Below are 17673 nucleotides of genomic sequence, written 5' to 3'. Positions count from 1 at the left end.
AGTTTTTCTTGGATAATCATGGCCCGATTCTAGTACAGTGTCGTCCTACAAACGCGCCCATTAGTTACATTACCATTTACTTTTTTTCTTTTTAGTATCAAAAAATCCAAATGCCACTCCTAACGAAATGACTAGTGCCACCAAAAACATCCACATTTTTATACCTCCGTTTATATAATCTGTGCGGAAAAATAATAGTGGGACGCGTTTTTATTCCGTGAATGCGCCCGAAAGTTTAACAGCCAAACATTTATTTTCTAGCTTTTGCTAATGATTTGATAATCAAATCAATAACTACAAGAAATAAATATGCAATAATAGCAACTTTAATATTCTGAACCCATCTAATCTCTGGATCAAATAACCATTGCGTAACGGTTATAAGTACTAAGAAAATTAAACAAGTGGTTAACCAATACTTAACAACCTTTTTTAACATATCCCAATCCCCTTAACTATTCTCATCAATCTGGCACGACTACAGATGTTTATCGCGTTTGTTCTTCTCTACGTGGAAATAATTTATTCCCAATCAATCCACCTATAAATGCTGCTAAAACAGCAATCACGATCGAAGTGATAGAACTCGCTTCAGGCACTAAGTACGTAGAGATAAAGACCATAATACCAACGAATACCCCTGTAAATATAGCCATTCCGATACTTCCTCTTTTCATAGCGAACACCCTCCTTGTATATTACAGACAAGTATTATTTTCATACAAGTGGCCCTATTGTTGAAAGAGCGCAAATCTTTATTCCAGAATTGCTCCCGTTTGTTAAAGTATTTTAGATTCTTCTTGAATTAATTTCAGTTTTGCTTTTATTTAATTTTAAGATGAGAACATAAATTACGGCTAGTACATTCAAGATAAACATAATCCAATAATAGATACTTGTAGAACCCTCTAAAAGATAAGTTCCATACCTCAAAGTATTAATTCCTAAAACGACTAATAACAAGACAAAGGTTTTAGTGCTCATTATATCCTCCGATTTATTCAATTAAATCGCCCCGTTTGTTCGTGTAACATTTCTTTTGATTTAATAAAACCCTCGATAATCTAATTACTACAATAAACGAACGCCTTCTTTAGATACAGCAGACGTTCGTTTACTTTTTATACATATCACCGCGGCTTCCAATTTTCAAAATAAGAACGACAAGTTCACCTTGATTGATTTCAACAATATTAGATTTCCCAATCAAACTACAGTGCTTGAAATTGAGCAACAAGAAAACAAAGTGGTTATAAAAAATGCAAAAGTGAATTTTCACTCTTGCATTTTTTATATGAATACTTAGAGCCTACTGAATTGATTTGAAAAAAAGTTATTCATCATCAAGATCAATTTCGAACGGTTTTTCTTCATCTTTAGAAACATCGTAATTGCCAATCACTTGATATTTACTAGAAGCTTCATCATCAGGCATGAATTTATTGAAATCAACTACACCTAGTGCGTCAGATATCATATTCAATAAATAATGTGGTTCTGGAGCTTCTTCTACTGTGGCTAGAACTAGTGCATTTCGTAAGTATCCTGTATGTTGTGAAAGTAATTGAGCATTGAAGTCTAGCCTACTTGCTTCAGCAAAAAGCTTCATGAAAATTGAAACTGTTCTTGTATTTCCTTCACGGTAAGGATGAACACGCCAGAGCTTTATCATAAAAGCCGAAAAATCTTTTACAAGATTAGGATTAGAATAACTCTATTTTTTAGATTCAGACCAACTGAAAATAGTTTTCAAATCAGATATAATATGATCTTTATCGCTATAGGAGATAGATAATCCATTTAAAACCCGTTCACTCTTAGAAATATTGACTGTGCGAAATTCGCCAGCCCATGAATATAGTTCCTGAAAAATAAAGTGATGAATCAACTGAAGACTTTCATATTTTTGGAAATCAATCTTTTGGGAGATAGAAGAAATATCTATAATCCCAGCAATTAACAACTGTGCTTCAACGTCAATTAATTGCTCTTCATCTCGAATATCTAATTTATTGATTAAAATGTTTGTATTAGGATAAACATAAGGATCCATAAATCACTCTGAAGCCTTTGTATATTTTTCAACAATGGCTTGCTTCAATTGACTGGATGATACTTGACCATCTTCATATTGATTTAAAAGATTCTTTGTAAATACGCTTGGCTTTCCACCGTCAATTGCAGCCATTCCAACTGCAAATTCTACTTGCTTTTGGCGTTCTGTTCGTGAATTTTCATTCATAAATAACACCCCTCATTTATTGTTACCTCTATTATACCAGTGTTCATGTATCGTAAGATAGTTCGGTCACTTAATGTTTTTAAAAGTTTTTATTCGGAAGGTGGCACGTTTGAAAATATGCTGTTACCAAAAAATCGCGCTCGATTATTGCATATATAAGCACAGCTATAATTTTTATATCAAAATCGTGTAATTTCACTTGTGATAAAAGGAAATTTATATAATTTATTATAAGATATTAAGGTATCTTTATTTAAAACTAAAACCTTCTCACTATCTATAATTCCATTAGAATCAATATATTTTTTAATAGAAAAATCATTTTCTCCTTCTTTGTTCTTAAGTTCTTTCACTAAAGTATATATGGGTGATTCCATTTCACTCGATATCGAACGAATGAAATCAATATATTCTCTGCTTATACTTTTGCCTTCAACAATACCCGCTGTTTGTTGACGGGCGAAAATATAAAAATTTCCTTCTTTTTTAACAAATGAATGTTTATTATATCTATCTTTCTCAATCAACGAGCTTTTTTCAGACAGTATAAGAAAACTGAAAGTAGTCATATATTATTTTCCTTCCATATCAAAATTTGTCCTTATAAATTGTTGTTAACCTCATGTAAAAAAGCTAAATTAAAAAAGTTTAAGATGCTAACTCGTAGAGAATCGAAAAAATGCGTGAGTAAAACTGCTGATAGCTAGTCACTGAATAATCATTCCTTTTCTCAAATACTAGAATAGCATGAGTAGTAATGTAGTAAATTGTAAGGGGTTTTTCATTAAGAATCGCGGTTAGCATACATTCTTGTAGATGAAGAAGGTGAAAATCTGACTTTATATTCATCTCCGAGCTCATTACGAACTTTTACAGTAAGTGATTCACCTATTTTATTATGTTCTTCTTCCATTTGAACTCCATTAGAACACAACATATCTTTGCTCCAATCCATCCATTCACCGTACTGCTGTGTCCAAGTTGTAAGTTGTTTTTTCAAACTATTTGAAATCGGCATATCATAAATATCTAAATTACAGTAACACTCATCACACCAAATTGCGTCTGCGCCAACATCGCCTTCTACTTTTAAATTAAAAGTAACTTCTTTTTTGCAAAAGTTACATTTCATAGTAACACTCCCACTAATTCTTCTTTAGATCATTAAACGCTGGCATAACAGTTCTTTTCTTACACAAGACTTTCCAATTATAATCATGCTCATTTAAGAGATATTATTCGAATGAGTAAAACTCCTTTAAATTATCATCTAATGCTTTCCAAGTTAATGCGACGAAGGATTCTTCCATATCCAATACGATTCTTACACCTTCTGCTACCACTTGTACTCTTTTTATAGGGTCATCTTTTTTACCAGCTGGAAAGATAGCTAATGCGTTTAACTCTTGATTACCATTTTCCCACGTCCATTTTTTTAATTCTAATTCATTAATTTGTTCTTTTGAAGGAATTACTTTCCCTTTCCAGTCACATATTTCGAAAAGTGGATATCTGTCTCCAGTCCCTTGTTCAATAATGCCAATGACCTTAAGAATAATAAAATCCCTTGAAACTAATTCATAGCTAATTGCATCACCAGCTTTTAAAAATGTATTCGTTACAAACCTCTTTGGAACTCTTTTAGCTTGTGGTTGCGGGGAATGTAATTGTTCTTTTAGTTTCAAAAGAACAGCTTCACGTTTCTTCATTAGTTTAGGATCTTCTTCCCAACGTTCAAGATCCACACCACTATCAATAATTTCAATTGCTTTATTTTTAACTTCCTCTTGAAGTCTTCCTAATTTCCATTGTATTAAAGCGAATGACAACCAAAAGGCAGTAATTTCTTCACCATCTAAATCATTTTGAAATTCTTCTATTACTCGTTTACTTGCTTTTTCACTCGAATAATTTTCTCCCAATAAGTCCTTATATTTAAAGCTGACATCTTCAGCAATATCATCGGATAATATTGCCGCTCCCCAAACACCCACATGAACACTCCCTAATTAAAAAATCCAAATAATATATCTCGGTTTTCTTGTTAAACTAATTGCCCGGATTATTTAAAAGGTCTTATTCCGGATAATAGCCCTGATTCTCGCATAACCTTGTTCTGTTAATGCGCCCGTTAACAGAAGAACACGAAATAAGTAATTTTTGTTTTTTCTGAGATTGTGACGCTGACTTGGATATCGTTGCGGCTTCCGCTTCCAGACGATACGCTTTCCGGAGGGGACGCGGCGGACCGTCAAGCGCTGCGGGTTACGCCTGTCGCCCTGATCCTCCCGGAGTCGATCGTCTGGAAGCTCCAGCCCGACTTAGTGTACATAAGACAGTTTGATAGCTCTCTGCAAGTAGTGAAAGCCGAGTAGACTTGTCTGATACAATGGTCCGGTTTTGAAGTTAGAAAGCAGCGAAGTATTTTTGGCTACTTTGACTGTCTCGATAAATTGAACGAAAAAAGAAATGACTCTATATGCATTCAGTCAAAGAATCTACAGCTTCATCCACACTTTACAGGAGAAGTCACTTACCCCTACTCCAACTTCTGGACAAACACCAACTGACTTCCCGACACAAACTCAAGGATTCTCCCGGAAGAACCGGCGACTCCTGGAGGATCAGCGCGACAGGCGTAATCGCCAACGCACTTCTGGCGAGTCCGCCGCGTGCCCTCAGGAAAGCGTCCGGTTTCTCTCGGGAGAATCCTAAAGAGTACACTAATTCTACTGGCCCGATTGCAGAACGTACGCAAATCGCTTTTTCGCAATCGCATCGCTCAATTAAATAACTGATTTATTTTACTTTCATCTTCCAAATATTTTTGTGCAATTTTTTCTGTTTCATTTTCATTTTCTAAATCGCTGAGATTTTCCCCATACCAATCTTGAAGATTTTCTCTTGTTATTTTGTACTCTTGATTAGTAAAATTAAACGTTATCCAGTCAGCGTTTTTAATTAATGCAAATAAAAAAGTGGCGTTATAAATAGCTGTTTTTTTATAATTCAGTTCTGAGTCCGACCAATCATAGTTCAAAATAATACCATACGGCTCTTCGGTCGTTTTAAGTTCAAAGCCTTTATAGTGTTCAGCACCTCGCAACTGACTTGCACTATTCCCTACTGCGCTAGCATCACCCACATACGAATCTTTGTATGTAAAAATACTCTCTTCTCCACTTTTTGTGTTACATCCACTTACAATTAACATTACCAATAAAGCTGAAAGAGAAAAATTAACCAATCGTTTCATAGCGATCCTCCTAACAATCAAATTAGTGAGCAGTGCTGTGCGCTACACAACTTACACTCGATTCAGAATTTCTTCTACGTCGTATGACATACTGGCACTCTTTAACAAATTCCCTTTAGTTGAATAGTTTTTATGCACCAGATCTCTCTTGAGGTACGATTCAATGTTCTTCAAAACTTGTTTTCATGTCTTTTGAAAAAATCGTAGTATGTACGGATATTTTCTAATTCCGTCCAGCGTCTCACTTTAACGGGTTTTTCGTCAAGATTATAAATTTTTGCACCGTTCATGGATAGTAGAAATGGAGAATGTGTTGATATGATGAACTGACATCCGAAAAAACGGGCAGATTGTTCGATAAAGTCCACCAATTCCACTTGGCGCTTTGGAGAAAGGCTGTTTTCCGGCTCATCCAAAATATACAGTCCATTCTCACCAATCTTTTCAGTGAAATATAGGAATGCACTTTCCCCATTCGAATATTCCCTCACATTATCCATTAATTCATTTCTTACAAAACGGGACTGTGTTTGACTTCTAGCGATATTAACTTTTTTTAACTGCTCGTAATCCTCCATACATCTCATCTGAAAATGGGAATATTTTGCATCCAAATATTCCTCAAAAAGTTCTTCTCTTTTTTGGTCTATTCCCTCATTGAGGTTCCGGATATTCAACATATAGTCAAACACGTCATCACTAGTAATAATCCTGCTGTTTTCGGGAATCTCTTCTTTAAGTTGCATTCCACACATATTGACATAATCAGGATAGAAATTAGATTTATTATAAATAGAATCCCGTTTGACTCCTGTTTTTTCTGCTATGACATGTAATGCTGTAGATTTTCCAGAACCATTTCCCCCATACAAAATCGTCACTGGCTCAAAAACAATCGTTTCAAAGCTATTTTTCGATAAAATTTTAAATGGGTAAAACGAGTCATAGCATGTTCGTTTTATCTTCATAAAAAAGTCGAATTCCATATCATCACTTGGAAATGAAAAGTCATGTAAATAAATTACAACCCCTCCTTTATTCTCTTTCAACCGCTGAATGTTCGGTTTTCTCTAAAATCCAAGGTTTGTCTCCTTCTTTTGCATACGAGGAAAAATACTCTCTGTCTTCTTCAATAAGATTCCATACCATCTCTTCTTGTACTACTATCCTAAATGCTTCTCCTTTGTTGTGATTGCTCGGGTCATATGCCTTGATCCAAAATTCTTTGTAGTCACTTGAATGACCTTTTTCAATCACAGTCAACATCGAAGTAGTTGATGTGAAAGGCCCTCCACAGGAAGCAAGAAGTAATGTAAAAAACATAATGAATAATTCTAAAGTTCTTCTCATTGTTTCCCCCAATGATTAAATATGTTTTCACATTTCCATAACATGGCCCTATTACTGAAATAGCGCAAATCCTTTTACTAAGAATCGCGCCTACTTGCATAATTACTCGATCAAATTTGCAATATCCTCTTCAATTTCAAATATCAAAAAATCATCATCTTCTTCAACTACTACTTTTTCATATCTAACTTCTTTGTCAATTATCATTTCAAAGTAATCCGTTTCGTTATTCAATTCAAAAACTGGACACTGATCATATCTAACATCACCAATAAAAATTGCTCTTGTTTTTTTCATTATCTTTCCCTCCACTAAAGTACTACATGCCTTGTGATTTGATTACATTGTTTCCGATTACTTCACTTGTTAACTATTTATACAATATTACTTTTAGTAAAGTAAAAATAAAAGATTTTCACGTATAGTATAACCTACATTTAGTAACTCTGTTTGCAATTTGGCTCTACATGAACATGAACATCATACACGCCATCTTTTTCTTTCAATGCGTTTTCCACTAAGGTAGTAATGTCATGTGCTTCTTCAAGACTTAGATTTGGCTGTACTAAAATTACAATATCGACTACTACATTATTTCCATAATTTCTACCTTTAATTTCTTTAATCTGCTGTACTTCATGTATGGATTGAATCGTTTTTTTGTAAACTTCAATTTGCTTCTCATCAAAATCGTCACTTAGATCATGAGAGGCTTCTCTAAAAATATCCCATGCCGTTTTACAAATAAGAAATCCTACTATTAATGCAGTGAATGTGTCAATCCACGGCATATGTAACTGAGAACCGAATATTCCTATAGCTGTTCCTATACTGACCCACGCATCTGAAATATTGTCTTTAGCTGCTGCCATAAGAGCTTGACTATTGATTTTTATTGCTAATTTTTTATTGTATCGATAGACAATATACATGACGACAAACGAAAAAATACCAACATATCCCGCCATTATATCTGGTGACTCTTTTCCTCCACCTGCAAAGGATATGATTGTACTAAATAGTACTTGTATACCGACCGCCATCATAATAAAAGAAGCAACCAGTGATGCGATAGTTTCACTTTTCCAATGACCATATTTATGATTTTTATCTGCTGGTTTTCTCGACAATTTTAGCCCGATCAGAACAGCGATCGATGCAATAATATCCGTTGTATTATTTAATCCATCTGCCTTCAGTGCTTCAGAGTCACTTACATAGCCTATAATTAATTTTAAAATAGATAAACATAGATAAGCGACTATACTTAAATAAGCACCTTTTTCACCTAATTTTAGATCATTATACTTTTATTCATCCAAAAAAATACAGCTCCTTATCCATTGGGTTTAGTAAAAATTTAACTATTATTCAAAATTGCCTTAAGGCAACAAAAAACCTTGACTAGATTCAGTCAAGGTTGTTATTTTTAAAAAAATATATTTGGTTGAGATAAAATTTTCCATTTATATCACTCGCCATACTGTTTTTTAAATTATATCACTAATGTACCTACGTGACGAGACACTTTATAGTTTACTTTTTTAGCAAAATGTTTTGATGTTCGTCTTTAATCGTCGCTAGAAGTTTCGGTTCTAAAAATAGTTCAAGTGCACTAGATGAGAACGCACGAATGACTTGGGACATTTTATCATAAGCGTATGGAGAATTTACATAATTCAAAGCTTCTTCTTCATGTACATAAAAAGGTTTGTCTGCCTCTAAGTCTACTTCAATATATAACGTAGGACATAGATAACTCACATTTCCAATGTCTGTTGAGCCTGGAGTCGGAGCATCCTGTTGAGAAGTAAAGTTTGTAATGCCTACTTCTATCAAATTCTTTTTTGTCAATTCTATTAAAGACGGGATATTTAGTAAATCATCAAAGGAATTACCGAGTTGGCGATATGTAAATTCAGCCCCCGTCATTAGCGCTGCTCCTTTCCCACAGTCTATCACGCGCGAACTTACATGTTGTAAATACTTTCGATCTTGCGCCCGCACTGTCATATGACAAACCCCTCTATCGGGTGTAATATTCGTTGCTGTGCCACCTTCTTTTACAATGCCATGGATTCGAACATCTTGTCTTACATGTTGGCGTAACGCATTAACCCCCATAAAAGTTAGTTGCACCGCATCCAGTGCATTAATTCCGTTCTCGGGATAGGAGGCGGCATGTGCGGCTTTACCTTTGAACTCAAATTCATAATCGGTCATCGCCAATGCAGCTGAATCCAAAACGGTTTCATTTGCTAAATGAGCTTGAAACACAATATCAACGCCCTCAAAAGCTCCTTCTTTCAACATGTTAATTTTGCCGCCATATGTTTCTTCCGCTGGTGTACCTATGACTACAATTTTCCCCTCAAAATGCTCTTGTAACTTTGACAAAACAATCGCACATCCACACATAGTCGAGGCGATCCAATTATGACCACATGCATGACCATTTCCTGATGGCGTTTTGTATCCTGGCAACGCATCATATTCTGCTAAAAAAGCGATAGTAGGTCCTTCCCCAGTCCCAAATTCAGCTATAAAAGCAGTCTCTATTTCTTTTAGATGCGGATAGGGGAACGTCACCGTAAAATCGAAAGACTCCATTACTTCAGCCAAATACGCAGCCGATTTGTATTCTTCTCCACTAATTTCTGGGTGATGAAACAAATGATCACTAATAGTTTGGAATGTTTCTCTATATTCTTTTTCAATCTCCACTAACTTCTCTTGTAGCCTAGTATTCTTCATATAGATCTCTCCTATTTATAAATATGTATTGTCAAAACTTCTATAATAATAAGCTAATCATTCATTGCAGGTAATGCATTATAAGCAAAAAAACTTGCCACTCCCATAAATTTAGAATTAAAGTGAGGTTACCACACGACACTCAAATCCCTAAAAAGAAAGTGACATGTTTGATCCTTCAATTATTAGCTTATTCACTTGAATACATCAAGTATCAACACATAATTATTAGTACTTTACTGTCGGAAGTGTGCGATACGATAAGCCGATTGCCAAGCACCATCAAAAACTTCAGGTTGAGGAGTTTCCCGTGCTGGAGGAAGAATCCTGTTGCAAAAAAAGCGTCATCACTACCCTTTTGAGCTTTTTTCACTAATGCAATGATCGGAATCCCTCCTTTCTGTTAATGCCTACTATGTATTAGACAAACTACTACATCATTTAGCTTAACTTTTTCCAAAAAAATAACCGCCCATGAAAAGGACGATTATTCGTAGCGCACGTAGGTCTATTCATTTCAGTTGGTTCCATAGTTCTGAAAACGTCCGTTGATTCATCTCAAAGTAGACATCTGTCATACTATAATAAATATATCCGTCCTTCAGAAGACTAAGTGTCACGAAGGAACCATCCGCCAATTGTAACGACAGTTCTCTGAATTCCTCGTCGTTTCTTGACGTATTCAATGGATCTGACTGTCGTTCGCGAGCTAGCGGCTTCGTATTGTTCAATTCTTCCACAAACGTATTCACAGTCGCTGTATCTGCAATCTCATGATAGCGATCCATGTCACGTTCTCGCTCACTAAACGTTCTCCACCGTGCCGAAACTACATTTCCCACCAGCTGCAACTTGCCAAAAATATCTTCCCCACTACGTACCGTAATACCGTTAAGATGTTCGTAAAACCGTGCATATGCGATTCCGTCTTGTTCTTCATACGTCATTATCCTAAAATCGCGGTCATACCCTTTCACAGAATAGACATCCATTTCTCCGACAGTGGAAGCGAGCTCTTTATCATATTCCTTTTGTTTACTCCATTCATCAATCGTTCCTGTCGTTATGCCCAATATATCATCTCGTAACGCTTTTGCATCTTCCGCGCGTATTTCTACATTCGTTTCAGTATAAATTTTCCCATTATAGACGATCAAACCTACCATATCCGCAGTAGAAGTATTTGTCGGCAATGAAATGGCTGGAACGTTTACACTACTGTCTCCGTCCGATATGCCTTTCCCTGTACAAGCAGCTAAGACGAGCCCTATAAATAGAATACTGGATATTTTCTTCATAAAACCTCTCCTTTTATTTAGTAGACGGCAGACCATTGTGTACGTTACATCATTTGACTCTTTTTTAAGGTCATATTCTCTTTTTGTATTCATATGGTTTACTAACCCACTCTACAAAAGCAAACACTAGTGTAACCCCAATAGTCATCATTATATTTTCAAACCAATGAATTTCCGAAGTGGAAAACCATTTCCAAATAGTGAACAGCACAAAAAATAGCAGGGCGAATTTGAATCTTTTTTTCACGACATCCATCCCCTCTCCCTAACTCCACTCTGTGATAGCGTGATCTATCACAAAGAACTAAAAAGAATACAGCTCCCTTATTTTTTCTTTGGGCACTTTATGTGAGTGACTCATATCAACAAAAAAAGGTAATTGCCACTCTTGTGTGTTCATCGCTTGTTTACTAGTCGGTCGATCCCAAACTGGATACACTCGCATAGCCATTTTCCCTTTTGTGGAGCTAGACCTCAAAATATTCTGTTTGAGAAGTAGCTCTTTTGGAAAAATAAATTGTCCGAACTCCGTTTCACTTGCAAACGTAGTAATGACTAATAAGTCAGCCGCTTGTTCATAGGAATAGGGCTGATTTTTGTCATGTTCATCTTTCTCCCAAAACGCTACAAATTGCCCTACTTTTGTCGCCGTGACATTCGCTACTCTGAATCGAATGGTTGTAGACGCAATTTGAAATATGCCGGCCCCATAGGCAGCGTTTTGTTTTTCTTCTTGAATCGACTGCACTATCATATGATTCGGTTCGTACATCATTTTATTTATATAGGATAGGGCTTGATGAAAATCTTTCATTGAACTACTCCAATCCGTTACTTCTTACATGATCTACTCTTTTATATTTGCATACTCGTCTGGCAGCAAAGCAATTACGAAGAAATGGGTACTTTAATAATAGTTAGCAGATGTCCTTCTGGTACTATAAGTTGTTTTGGGGTATTTATTTCATGTAGCAATAAGTTAGATTTTCTCTGCACATGTAGTTCCTCGTGATTTGAATTTACTAAATGAGCTATTTGCACAGTACAAGCTTCATACGGTGCGGTGTGATTACGGATATATTGCAACAATTCCCGTAGTTGCCACTCTTTCTCTACACCATTCATAATTTCTCTTTGAATGGGATAATCAAATCCTGAAATGATCCACGGCTCAGTCTCTAAAATTTCAAGTGAAGCATTTCCGCATCCTAATTTTTGGTCTGATGCTATGAAATAGTAAGATGTCACATTTGCACCCCTTTACAATAGAGTAGTTCCATTGTTAGACAGAATGAACTCGTTGATCTACGTACTAGGCGGACGTGTTCTGTTAGGCGCGAGGAGCACCACACCCATCCACTTCGCTTCGTTGGATGACCTGTAAAGGCAAAGATGTGCTCCTTCTCGCTGCGCCTCACTCGCAAAAGCCGTTCTTCGTTACGGCTCTCACTGATCCTACAGGAGTCGCTGGTTTCCACTCCGGTCAACTAGATGAATGCTATATCAGAATCGCGCTCTTATCTTGAACAGCAAATTTAGTTTTCAGCCTGATAACTTCACTCTATGAAGTAAACTTACCTTTACATCTTCATTTGTTTTATTTTGAAGTGAGTAGACAGATAAAGTGTCTAATGTAAATTCATCTGTAAGATTAATACTTAATAGTCCTTGCTTTTCTTCTTCCAGGATTGTGTCGAGATTACACAGAGTACAATGAGGTTTATAAGGAAACGGGCTTTCTTTGAAGTTAATTTGAGAATCACTTATCTTTAGATGGATTTCCCTTAGGATCTCCTCATTTTTTATTGTAAAAAAGAAGATATTTGTGTTCGGAAAGTTTAACACGTTGGAAAAAGAAACCTTAACTGGTTTTGTTTTATTAGCAATCTTGTCTACTTCTTCGAATACACGACTTTGATCTTGGCCTGCTAAGAATACACCTACTCCGCTTGAACCAGTAAGTGTGATTTCTGCGGGTAAAGCATCAGGATAGTTGTAATTCTCTCTTATAATCTTTACCTTTTCTGAAATATGCTTTGGTAAATCCAAGACTATATATGTATCATTACTGAAACAATCCATTTTTCAACTTTCCCCTTTCCTAATTTTTCACCATATTTAACAATAAGTTATATCGTAAAATGGCTCGATTGAAGCACAACTATTGGTTGCAAAAAAGCACCTCATAGGTGCTTTCTAACTGATTGTACTTAGATATAAGTCAAGGGAGTCTTCTACTTCACGTTCTACTAGCGCTATAAAGTCACTATAGTTTTCTGTAGTATGTGCTTTGTCGAGCGCTTCATAATAGGCCAATCGATTTTCCACTTTAATAATGACTGGAGGAAATCCTTCTTTCATTACCTCCAAATTAAGCAAAAGTCTTGATGTACGTCCATTTCCATCTATAAAAGGATGAATGCCTACAAAAATAGCATGCAACGTTGCTCCACGCTCAACAGGATGAAGATAACTACCTTCGTTACGATACCAATTCATCATTTGTTCCATTTTTTCTTGGATTAGATAATGCGCTGGTGGTATATGCGTAGCGCCAGAAATAAAGACTTGTTCTTTACGATAAATACCTGCGTACTCGTCATGAATTCCTTTAAGTACTAACCGATGTAAATTTTTTATTTGCCATTCAGAAAGGGGTTCGTTCATTTGGACAATTTCTTCAACATAAGTAATAGCATCACGATGATTGATGACCTCCAAATGTTCTCTTAGTGTCTTACCACCGATTGTAATTCCTTCAAGAACCACTTTCGTTTCATTTATGGTTAAGGTGTTTCCTTCAATGGCATTCGAATTATAGGTCCACTCTAGAAATAACTTTTCTCGTAAACTTTTCAATGTATATTTTGGTAAAGGACGAGCAGCATCTAATTGTGCCTTCTTTTTATTAATAACTTCAAACAAATGAGTAACCTCCCAAGTATACAAGTAGAGCATTTCTATTATTGTACCGCATAATGGAAAAGTTCTATACTAATTGATATTCATCATATTTTTCAAATTAGAACTATGTGATGTCAGTTAATTATTTCTTTTACATCTGTTTTGTCTTTATCACGCAAACGCCCCCATTAATTGAATATCAATAATCTTTTTAATACTTCAATACCATAATACCAGAGATATACCAGAGATATCCAAAAAACCTCCGAAGAGAACCCGCTATACGAAAACCCCTCTATTCTTTGCCTCACTATCGCTTTTGAATTTATAACAAACCATCACTTCTGCTTGCACAAGTTCAAGTACCTATTCACCAAAATTATTTAATAACTCTTCTTCAGCCGTATCTGCACCTTTAAGAGTATCTTGAATTAACACCGTTGCAATTGCTTCTTCACAAGCTGATGTTATTTTAACATCATCCCTTTCGTAAACGGATGTATCCTATAAGGTGCTGTCAATTTCAAATGCTGTCTGTATGTTTATTCCATGCAAACTAGAATACTTTTTCAAATTGATTCAACATAAAACTTGTTTTGATTTTTCGCAACAAATCACACCAAAACATCCCGCTTCTTCTCTCTCAACCACATCAAAATCATCGCAATACAACTCAGAACAATCATTACCCCATATAACGTCGGCACTACCCATTTCGCTGTATAGAAAGCAATCATGCCAACTAACAATACCTTTAGACCGTAGCTAATCATGCTCACAATGAACGGAATTTGAACGCCAATTAAAGAAATCATATTTGGCACAATACTAGAAAATACCATTGCAAGGAGCGCAAATACAAATCCAAGTGCGTAAATAGCGAGTATCGTCAGCATGATATACTGAAAGAATGTTGGATCATACCATGAGTTACTTGCGATGAACATATGTACTGGCACATCAAAAAACATCGCTGTATCATTAAGTGCATAAATGCGGAAATAAATAAGAAGTAAAGCTGTAATGACAAGAAAAGTTGACAAGGAACCAGCAAGCACTTTTGTTTTATACAAGTTCCTACCTTTCTTCGACGTATATTGAAGATCAAGTAATCGTTGTGACCTATCTTTTAGAAAGATCGGTGAAATGACAATCACCACGCTTAATAAAATTGTTATTGCCACACTCCTAATAAAGTTTTTATAATTGTCATACACGACATCAGTATAAACCTGGTATAGCTTCTGTTCCTTCATCTCATCTATACGTGCTTGCTGTTGAACAGTTGGATTTTCGAGAAACCAATCTAAACTACTCTCTTTGCTATCATGAAAATCAAGAAGACTCCGCCTTTCCTGAAGCTCCCAGAAAAGATCCACTTGTTGTTCATGGAACAGCTCATTACGCAAGTCACGCTGCACATCCGTTTCATTATCCCAATCATAGTTCACAAGTTTTTCATACGTATCCATATCAGCATCGACAAACGCTTGTCTTGATTGTAAATACTGATCCGCCTTCTTCACTTCTTCCTCGTATACGTTCTTAAAATCGACAAACTCCGCCTCATCCATATGCGTCCCGTACTTTTCAATCATTTCAATGCCAATTCGATAAGAATCTAGACCAGGTCTACCATTCGGGAAATGAGTAATATCAAACTCAATGAGTAAGAAAAACAACAAACTATTGACGATTACGAGCAATAACATCATTTTCAACGTTAATATCTTCTTTAATTCATGCCATAAAATCCGCATCGTTGCACCCCTTCACTGAATATCTTGCTTCCTGAAATAGCACATCACTTGCACACATAATGCAACAACAATAATCGTTCCTACCGCGACCGTCATCCACTCATAATGCTTGAACATGACAGCATTACTCCCCGTAAAGAACATATGTGGATTGACGACAAGCGCCGCTAAATTATACCCAGCATAATCTTTCAAAATAGAATTTGATGGCACGAAGCCAGGTAACAAAAAACCAATTGTAAATAAAATTGCAATGATAAAAAATGTCGCATAACTATTTTTCACAACAACGGCAATCGCAAACGCAAGTGCTGTAAATAAAAGCATACTCATATAAATCAACCCAATGACTAACATTAAAAACTTCAAAAACGGCATTTCCCACCAAGTAATGTACGGGAAGTTGTATTCCCAATTGAACGCACTGCTAATTGAACTACCCCATAAATGTGTATAATCAAATACAGTAAAATACGTGCCAAATGTCACCAACATTAAAAGAACCGTCACAAGCGTTGCAATAATAAGTGATGCCGCCAGCTTGTCCTTCATTAAAGAACGCCCTCTTTTACTTGCATATGTATGGAGTTGTGTTCGATTTTCAAATTCAAAATTTGTCATGAATGCGGTTGCCAACACGACTAAAATTAATATTTCAAATATAAGATGAGCAGTGAGTGATCTAAATAGAAAACTATGCATCTGGTAAGACTTCCCTAAGAAAAACCACTCTTTATGCTCGTCATTTTGCTTGAGTTCTTCAAAACGTTGTGCAAGTTTACCGTATTCATGCCGTAAAACCTTTGCAGCCTGTCCACTTAACCCATATTTCAAAATTTCATTTTCCGCAACCATTTTTAAATCTATTTTTGCGTACTCACCGTCAATCGTATGGGCGAAATCCGCGTACATTTCTTTTAACTGTAATTGCTCATAAAGTTCCAGTTCAGCTTCACTAAAGTTATCAAGATCTGTCCATTCAACTTGTTCATACGATTTTCCAGTCATCGCTCTTAATTGTTCCATTTCTAGACCAATGTCATGATCAAGCTGCCGCAACGACGCTTTCGTAATTTTCAGTCCATACGTTTCTGATAGCTCGTTCGCTACTTTTAATTCATCTGAGATATGGGACTGGCTCGTAATCAAGAAAATATTATAGACCGAAAACAACACGAATAGTCCAATGAGAACGGGGGACGTTAATGCCTTTTTACATTCATGAAAAGTAATGCGCATCCCTATCACACCTCATCGCGGTATTCATATAAAAAGACATCTTCCAAATGCGCAGTTACAGGTGTCCAATCAGCAGTCGCTTCCCCTTTATGAATAAAGCGCACACACATACAGTCTCTCTCCTGCCTTTCCGACAGGATCACCGTTTGCATCCTAAATGCTTCTAATTCATCGTAGCGAATCGACGTTTCAAACACAGAACCATCCAGCGTTGCACAAATTTTTCCCACAGAATCCTGATACAGTACTTGCTGGTTTTTAATCATAATAATTTCATTCGCAATCGATTCGATGTCAGACACGATGTGCGTCGAAATAATAACGAGTCGTTCGCGTGCAAGTTGTGTCAGCAAATGTCTAAACCGTGCCCGTTCTTTTGGATCTAGCCCAGAAGTTGGTTCATCTAATATAAGTATTTTTGGGTCGTTTAATAACGATTGCGCAATGCCAACGCGTTGAATCATTCCCCCAGAAAATTTCTTCATCTTTTTACTGGCCACATTAGTTAACGCAACTTTCTCTAGTAGCTCTTCAATTTTAGGAAGCGCCTCCTTTTTCCCAATCCCTTTTAGTGCCGCTAAATACAGTAAATATTGCTTCGGTGAATAATTTTTATAATAGCCAAAATGCTGCGGTAAATAACCGAGCAATGTGCGGTAATCTTCCCCCATATCGACAATGTTTTTACCCTCATAAAGGATTTCCCCTTCAGTTGGTGAAATCAACGTCGAAAGCATTTTAATGAGCGTCGTCTTACCAGCTCCATTTGGTGCAAGCAAGCCGTATAAGCCAGTTGAAAACGTTAAATTTATTTGTTGTAACGCAGTAAAATCCCCATATCTCTTACTAACTTCTTTCACAACAATCATC

The 17673-nt window shown here is 36.1% G+C and carries 23 protein-coding genes; all 23 read right to left on the bottom strand.

Going from position 1 to position 17673, the window contains the following annotated elements; translation table 11 throughout:
- Positions 1–250: 250 nt before the first annotated feature.
- Positions 251–439: a hypothetical protein gene (locus tag DV702_RS15335; RefSeq protein WP_114925530.1), complete on the bottom strand. Its 189-nt coding sequence runs from the start codon at positions 437–439 to the stop codon at positions 251–253.
- A gap of 49 nt (positions 440–488) precedes the next feature.
- Entirely contained in the window at positions 489–677 is a 189-nt protein-coding gene (locus tag DV702_RS15330; RefSeq protein ID WP_114925529.1) for a hypothetical protein, read from the bottom strand.
- Between the two features lie 656 nt (positions 678–1333).
- Entirely contained in the window at positions 1334–1672 is a 339-nt protein-coding gene (locus DV702_RS17165) for a hypothetical protein (RefSeq protein WP_240315644.1), read from the bottom strand.
- 42 nt (positions 1673–1714) lie between these two features.
- Positions 1715–2053 carry a hypothetical protein gene (locus DV702_RS17160; protein ID WP_240315643.1) on the bottom strand — a complete coding sequence of 113 codons (339 nt, stop codon included), beginning with the start codon at positions 2051–2053 and terminating at the stop codon, positions 1715–1717.
- Positions 2054–2056: 3 nt separating this feature from the next.
- Positions 2057–2242: an antitoxin VbhA family protein gene (locus DV702_RS15315; RefSeq protein WP_114925527.1), complete on the bottom strand. Its 186-nt coding sequence runs from the start codon at positions 2240–2242 to the stop codon at positions 2057–2059.
- A gap of 179 nt (positions 2243–2421) precedes the next feature.
- The gene (locus DV702_RS15310) at positions 2422–2811 is read right to left on the bottom strand and encodes a hypothetical protein (RefSeq protein WP_114925526.1); all 390 of its coding nucleotides are present in this window, start codon (positions 2809–2811) and stop codon (positions 2422–2424) included.
- Between the two features lie 215 nt (positions 2812–3026).
- The gene (locus DV702_RS15305; RefSeq protein WP_114925525.1) at positions 3027–3374 is read right to left on the bottom strand and encodes a hypothetical protein; all 348 of its coding nucleotides are present in this window, start codon (positions 3372–3374) and stop codon (positions 3027–3029) included.
- 103 nt (positions 3375–3477) lie between these two features.
- A complete protein-coding gene (locus DV702_RS15300) occupies positions 3478–4236 on the bottom strand; it encodes a hypothetical protein (protein WP_114925524.1) in 759 nt (252 codons plus the stop codon).
- Positions 4237–5024: 788 nt separating this feature from the next.
- Positions 5025–5498, bottom strand: a complete 474-nt coding sequence (locus DV702_RS15295) for a DUF4825 domain-containing protein (protein ID WP_114925523.1) — start codon at positions 5496–5498, stop codon at positions 5025–5027.
- Positions 5499–5668: 170 nt separating this feature from the next.
- Entirely contained in the window at positions 5669–6466 is a 798-nt protein-coding gene (locus DV702_RS15290; protein WP_240315642.1) for an AAA family ATPase, read from the bottom strand.
- Between the two features lie 67 nt (positions 6467–6533).
- Complete coding sequence (locus DV702_RS15285; protein WP_114925522.1) at positions 6534–6848, bottom strand: hypothetical protein; 315 nt, start codon at positions 6846–6848, stop codon at positions 6534–6536.
- A 102-nt stretch (positions 6849–6950) separates the two neighbouring features.
- On the bottom strand, positions 6951–7145 hold the full coding sequence (locus tag DV702_RS15280; protein WP_114925521.1) for a hypothetical protein: 195 nt from the start codon (positions 7143–7145) through the stop codon (positions 6951–6953).
- A 140-nt stretch (positions 7146–7285) separates the two neighbouring features.
- Positions 7286–8113, bottom strand: a complete 828-nt coding sequence (locus DV702_RS15275; protein ID WP_205407261.1) for a cation diffusion facilitator family transporter — start codon at positions 8111–8113, stop codon at positions 7286–7288.
- Positions 8114–8384: 271 nt separating this feature from the next.
- Positions 8385–9602, bottom strand: coding sequence for an amidohydrolase (locus DV702_RS15270; protein ID WP_114925520.1), 1218 nt, complete (start codon positions 9600–9602; stop codon positions 8385–8387).
- Between the two features lie 512 nt (positions 9603–10114).
- Positions 10115–10900 (bottom strand): hypothetical protein, encoded by a 786-nt coding sequence (locus DV702_RS15265; RefSeq protein ID WP_114925519.1) that lies wholly within the window; start codon positions 10898–10900, stop codon positions 10115–10117.
- A gap of 70 nt (positions 10901–10970) precedes the next feature.
- Positions 10971–11147 carry a hypothetical protein gene (locus DV702_RS15260; protein WP_162805833.1) on the bottom strand — a complete coding sequence of 59 codons (177 nt, stop codon included), beginning with the start codon at positions 11145–11147 and terminating at the stop codon, positions 10971–10973.
- Positions 11148–11204: 57 nt separating this feature from the next.
- Positions 11205–11714 carry a MepB family protein gene (locus DV702_RS15255; RefSeq protein ID WP_114925517.1) on the bottom strand — a complete coding sequence of 170 codons (510 nt, stop codon included), beginning with the start codon at positions 11712–11714 and terminating at the stop codon, positions 11205–11207.
- Between the two features lie 74 nt (positions 11715–11788).
- Positions 11789–12148 (bottom strand): hypothetical protein, encoded by a 360-nt coding sequence (locus DV702_RS15250; RefSeq protein ID WP_114925516.1) that lies wholly within the window; start codon positions 12146–12148, stop codon positions 11789–11791.
- 294 nt (positions 12149–12442) lie between these two features.
- Positions 12443–12982, bottom strand: a complete 540-nt coding sequence (locus DV702_RS15245) for a 2'-5' RNA ligase family protein (RefSeq protein ID WP_114925515.1) — start codon at positions 12980–12982, stop codon at positions 12443–12445.
- Between the two features lie 114 nt (positions 12983–13096).
- Complete coding sequence (locus DV702_RS15240; protein WP_205407190.1) at positions 13097–13825, bottom strand: Fic family protein; 729 nt, start codon at positions 13823–13825, stop codon at positions 13097–13099.
- A gap of 593 nt (positions 13826–14418) precedes the next feature.
- Complete coding sequence (locus DV702_RS15235; protein ID WP_114925513.1) at positions 14419–15564, bottom strand: ABC transporter permease; 1146 nt, start codon at positions 15562–15564, stop codon at positions 14419–14421.
- 12 nt (positions 15565–15576) lie between these two features.
- A complete protein-coding gene (locus DV702_RS15230; protein ID WP_114925512.1) occupies positions 15577–16803 on the bottom strand; it encodes an ABC-2 family transporter permease in 1227 nt (408 codons plus the stop codon).
- Positions 16804–16808: 5 nt separating this feature from the next.
- A complete protein-coding gene (locus tag DV702_RS15225; RefSeq protein WP_114925511.1) occupies positions 16809–17672 on the bottom strand; it encodes an ABC transporter ATP-binding protein in 864 nt (287 codons plus the stop codon).
- Between the last annotated feature and the right edge of the window lies 1 nt (position 17673).

Origin of the sequence: Sporosarcina sp. PTS2304, from assembly GCF_003351785.1 — a bacterium.
GTDB lineage: Bacteria > Bacillota > Bacilli > Bacillales_A > Planococcaceae > Sporosarcina.
The sequence above is the reverse complement of the archived record's forward strand: the minus strand, read 5'-3'. Positions and strand labels throughout refer to the sequence as shown.

What these genes read in the sequence shown, in the direction of transcription:
- DV702_RS15335 (WP_114925530.1), bottom strand. Translation starts at nt 439, where the DNA reads ATGTTAAAAAAGGTTGTTAAGTATTGGTTAACCACTTGTTTAATTTTC.
- DV702_RS15330 (WP_114925529.1), bottom strand. Translation starts at nt 677, where the DNA reads ATGAAAAGAGGAAGTATCGGAATGGCTATATTTACAGGGGTATTCGTT.
- DV702_RS17165 (WP_240315644.1), bottom strand. Translation starts at nt 1,672, where the DNA reads ATGATAAAGCTCTGGCGTGTTCATCCTTACCGTGAAGGAAATACAAGA.
- DV702_RS17160 (WP_240315643.1), bottom strand. Translation starts at nt 2,053, where the DNA reads ATGGATCCTTATGTTTATCCTAATACAAACATTTTAATCAATAAATTA.
- DV702_RS15315 (WP_114925527.1), bottom strand. Translation starts at nt 2,242, where the DNA reads ATGAATGAAAATTCACGAACAGAACGCCAAAAGCAAGTAGAATTTGCA.
- DV702_RS15310 (WP_114925526.1), bottom strand. Translation starts at nt 2,811, where the DNA reads ATGACTACTTTCAGTTTTCTTATACTGTCTGAAAAAAGCTCGTTGATT.
- DV702_RS15305 (WP_114925525.1), bottom strand. Translation starts at nt 3,374, where the DNA reads ATGAAATGTAACTTTTGCAAAAAAGAAGTTACTTTTAATTTAAAAGTA.
- DV702_RS15295 (WP_114925523.1), bottom strand. Translation starts at nt 5,498, where the DNA reads ATGAAACGATTGGTTAATTTTTCTCTTTCAGCTTTATTGGTAATGTTA.
- DV702_RS15290 (WP_240315642.1), bottom strand. Translation starts at nt 6,466, where the DNA reads ATGAAGATAAAACGAACATGCTATGACTCGTTTTACCCATTTAAAATT.
- DV702_RS15285 (WP_114925522.1), bottom strand. Translation starts at nt 6,848, where the DNA reads ATGAGAAGAACTTTAGAATTATTCATTATGTTTTTTACATTACTTCTT.
- DV702_RS15280 (WP_114925521.1), bottom strand. Translation starts at nt 7,145, where the DNA reads ATGAAAAAAACAAGAGCAATTTTTATTGGTGATGTTAGATATGATCAG.
- DV702_RS15270 (WP_114925520.1), bottom strand. Translation starts at nt 9,602, where the DNA reads ATGAAGAATACTAGGCTACAAGAGAAGTTAGTGGAGATTGAAAAAGAA.
- DV702_RS15265 (WP_114925519.1), bottom strand. Translation starts at nt 10,900, where the DNA reads ATGAAGAAAATATCCAGTATTCTATTTATAGGGCTCGTCTTAGCTGCT.
- DV702_RS15255 (WP_114925517.1), bottom strand. Translation starts at nt 11,714, where the DNA reads ATGAAAGATTTTCATCAAGCCCTATCCTATATAAATAAAATGATGTAC.
- DV702_RS15245 (WP_114925515.1), bottom strand. Translation starts at nt 12,982, where the DNA reads ATGGATTGTTTCAGTAATGATACATATATAGTCTTGGATTTACCAAAG.
- DV702_RS15235 (WP_114925513.1), bottom strand. Translation starts at nt 15,564, where the DNA reads ATGCGGATTTTATGGCATGAATTAAAGAAGATATTAACGTTGAAAATG.
- DV702_RS15230 (WP_114925512.1), bottom strand. Translation starts at nt 16,803, where the DNA reads ATGCGCATTACTTTTCATGAATGTAAAAAGGCATTAACGTCCCCCGTT.
- DV702_RS15225 (WP_114925511.1), bottom strand. Translation starts at nt 17,672, where the DNA reads ATGATTGTTGTGAAAGAAGTTAGTAAGAGATATGGGGATTTTACTGCG.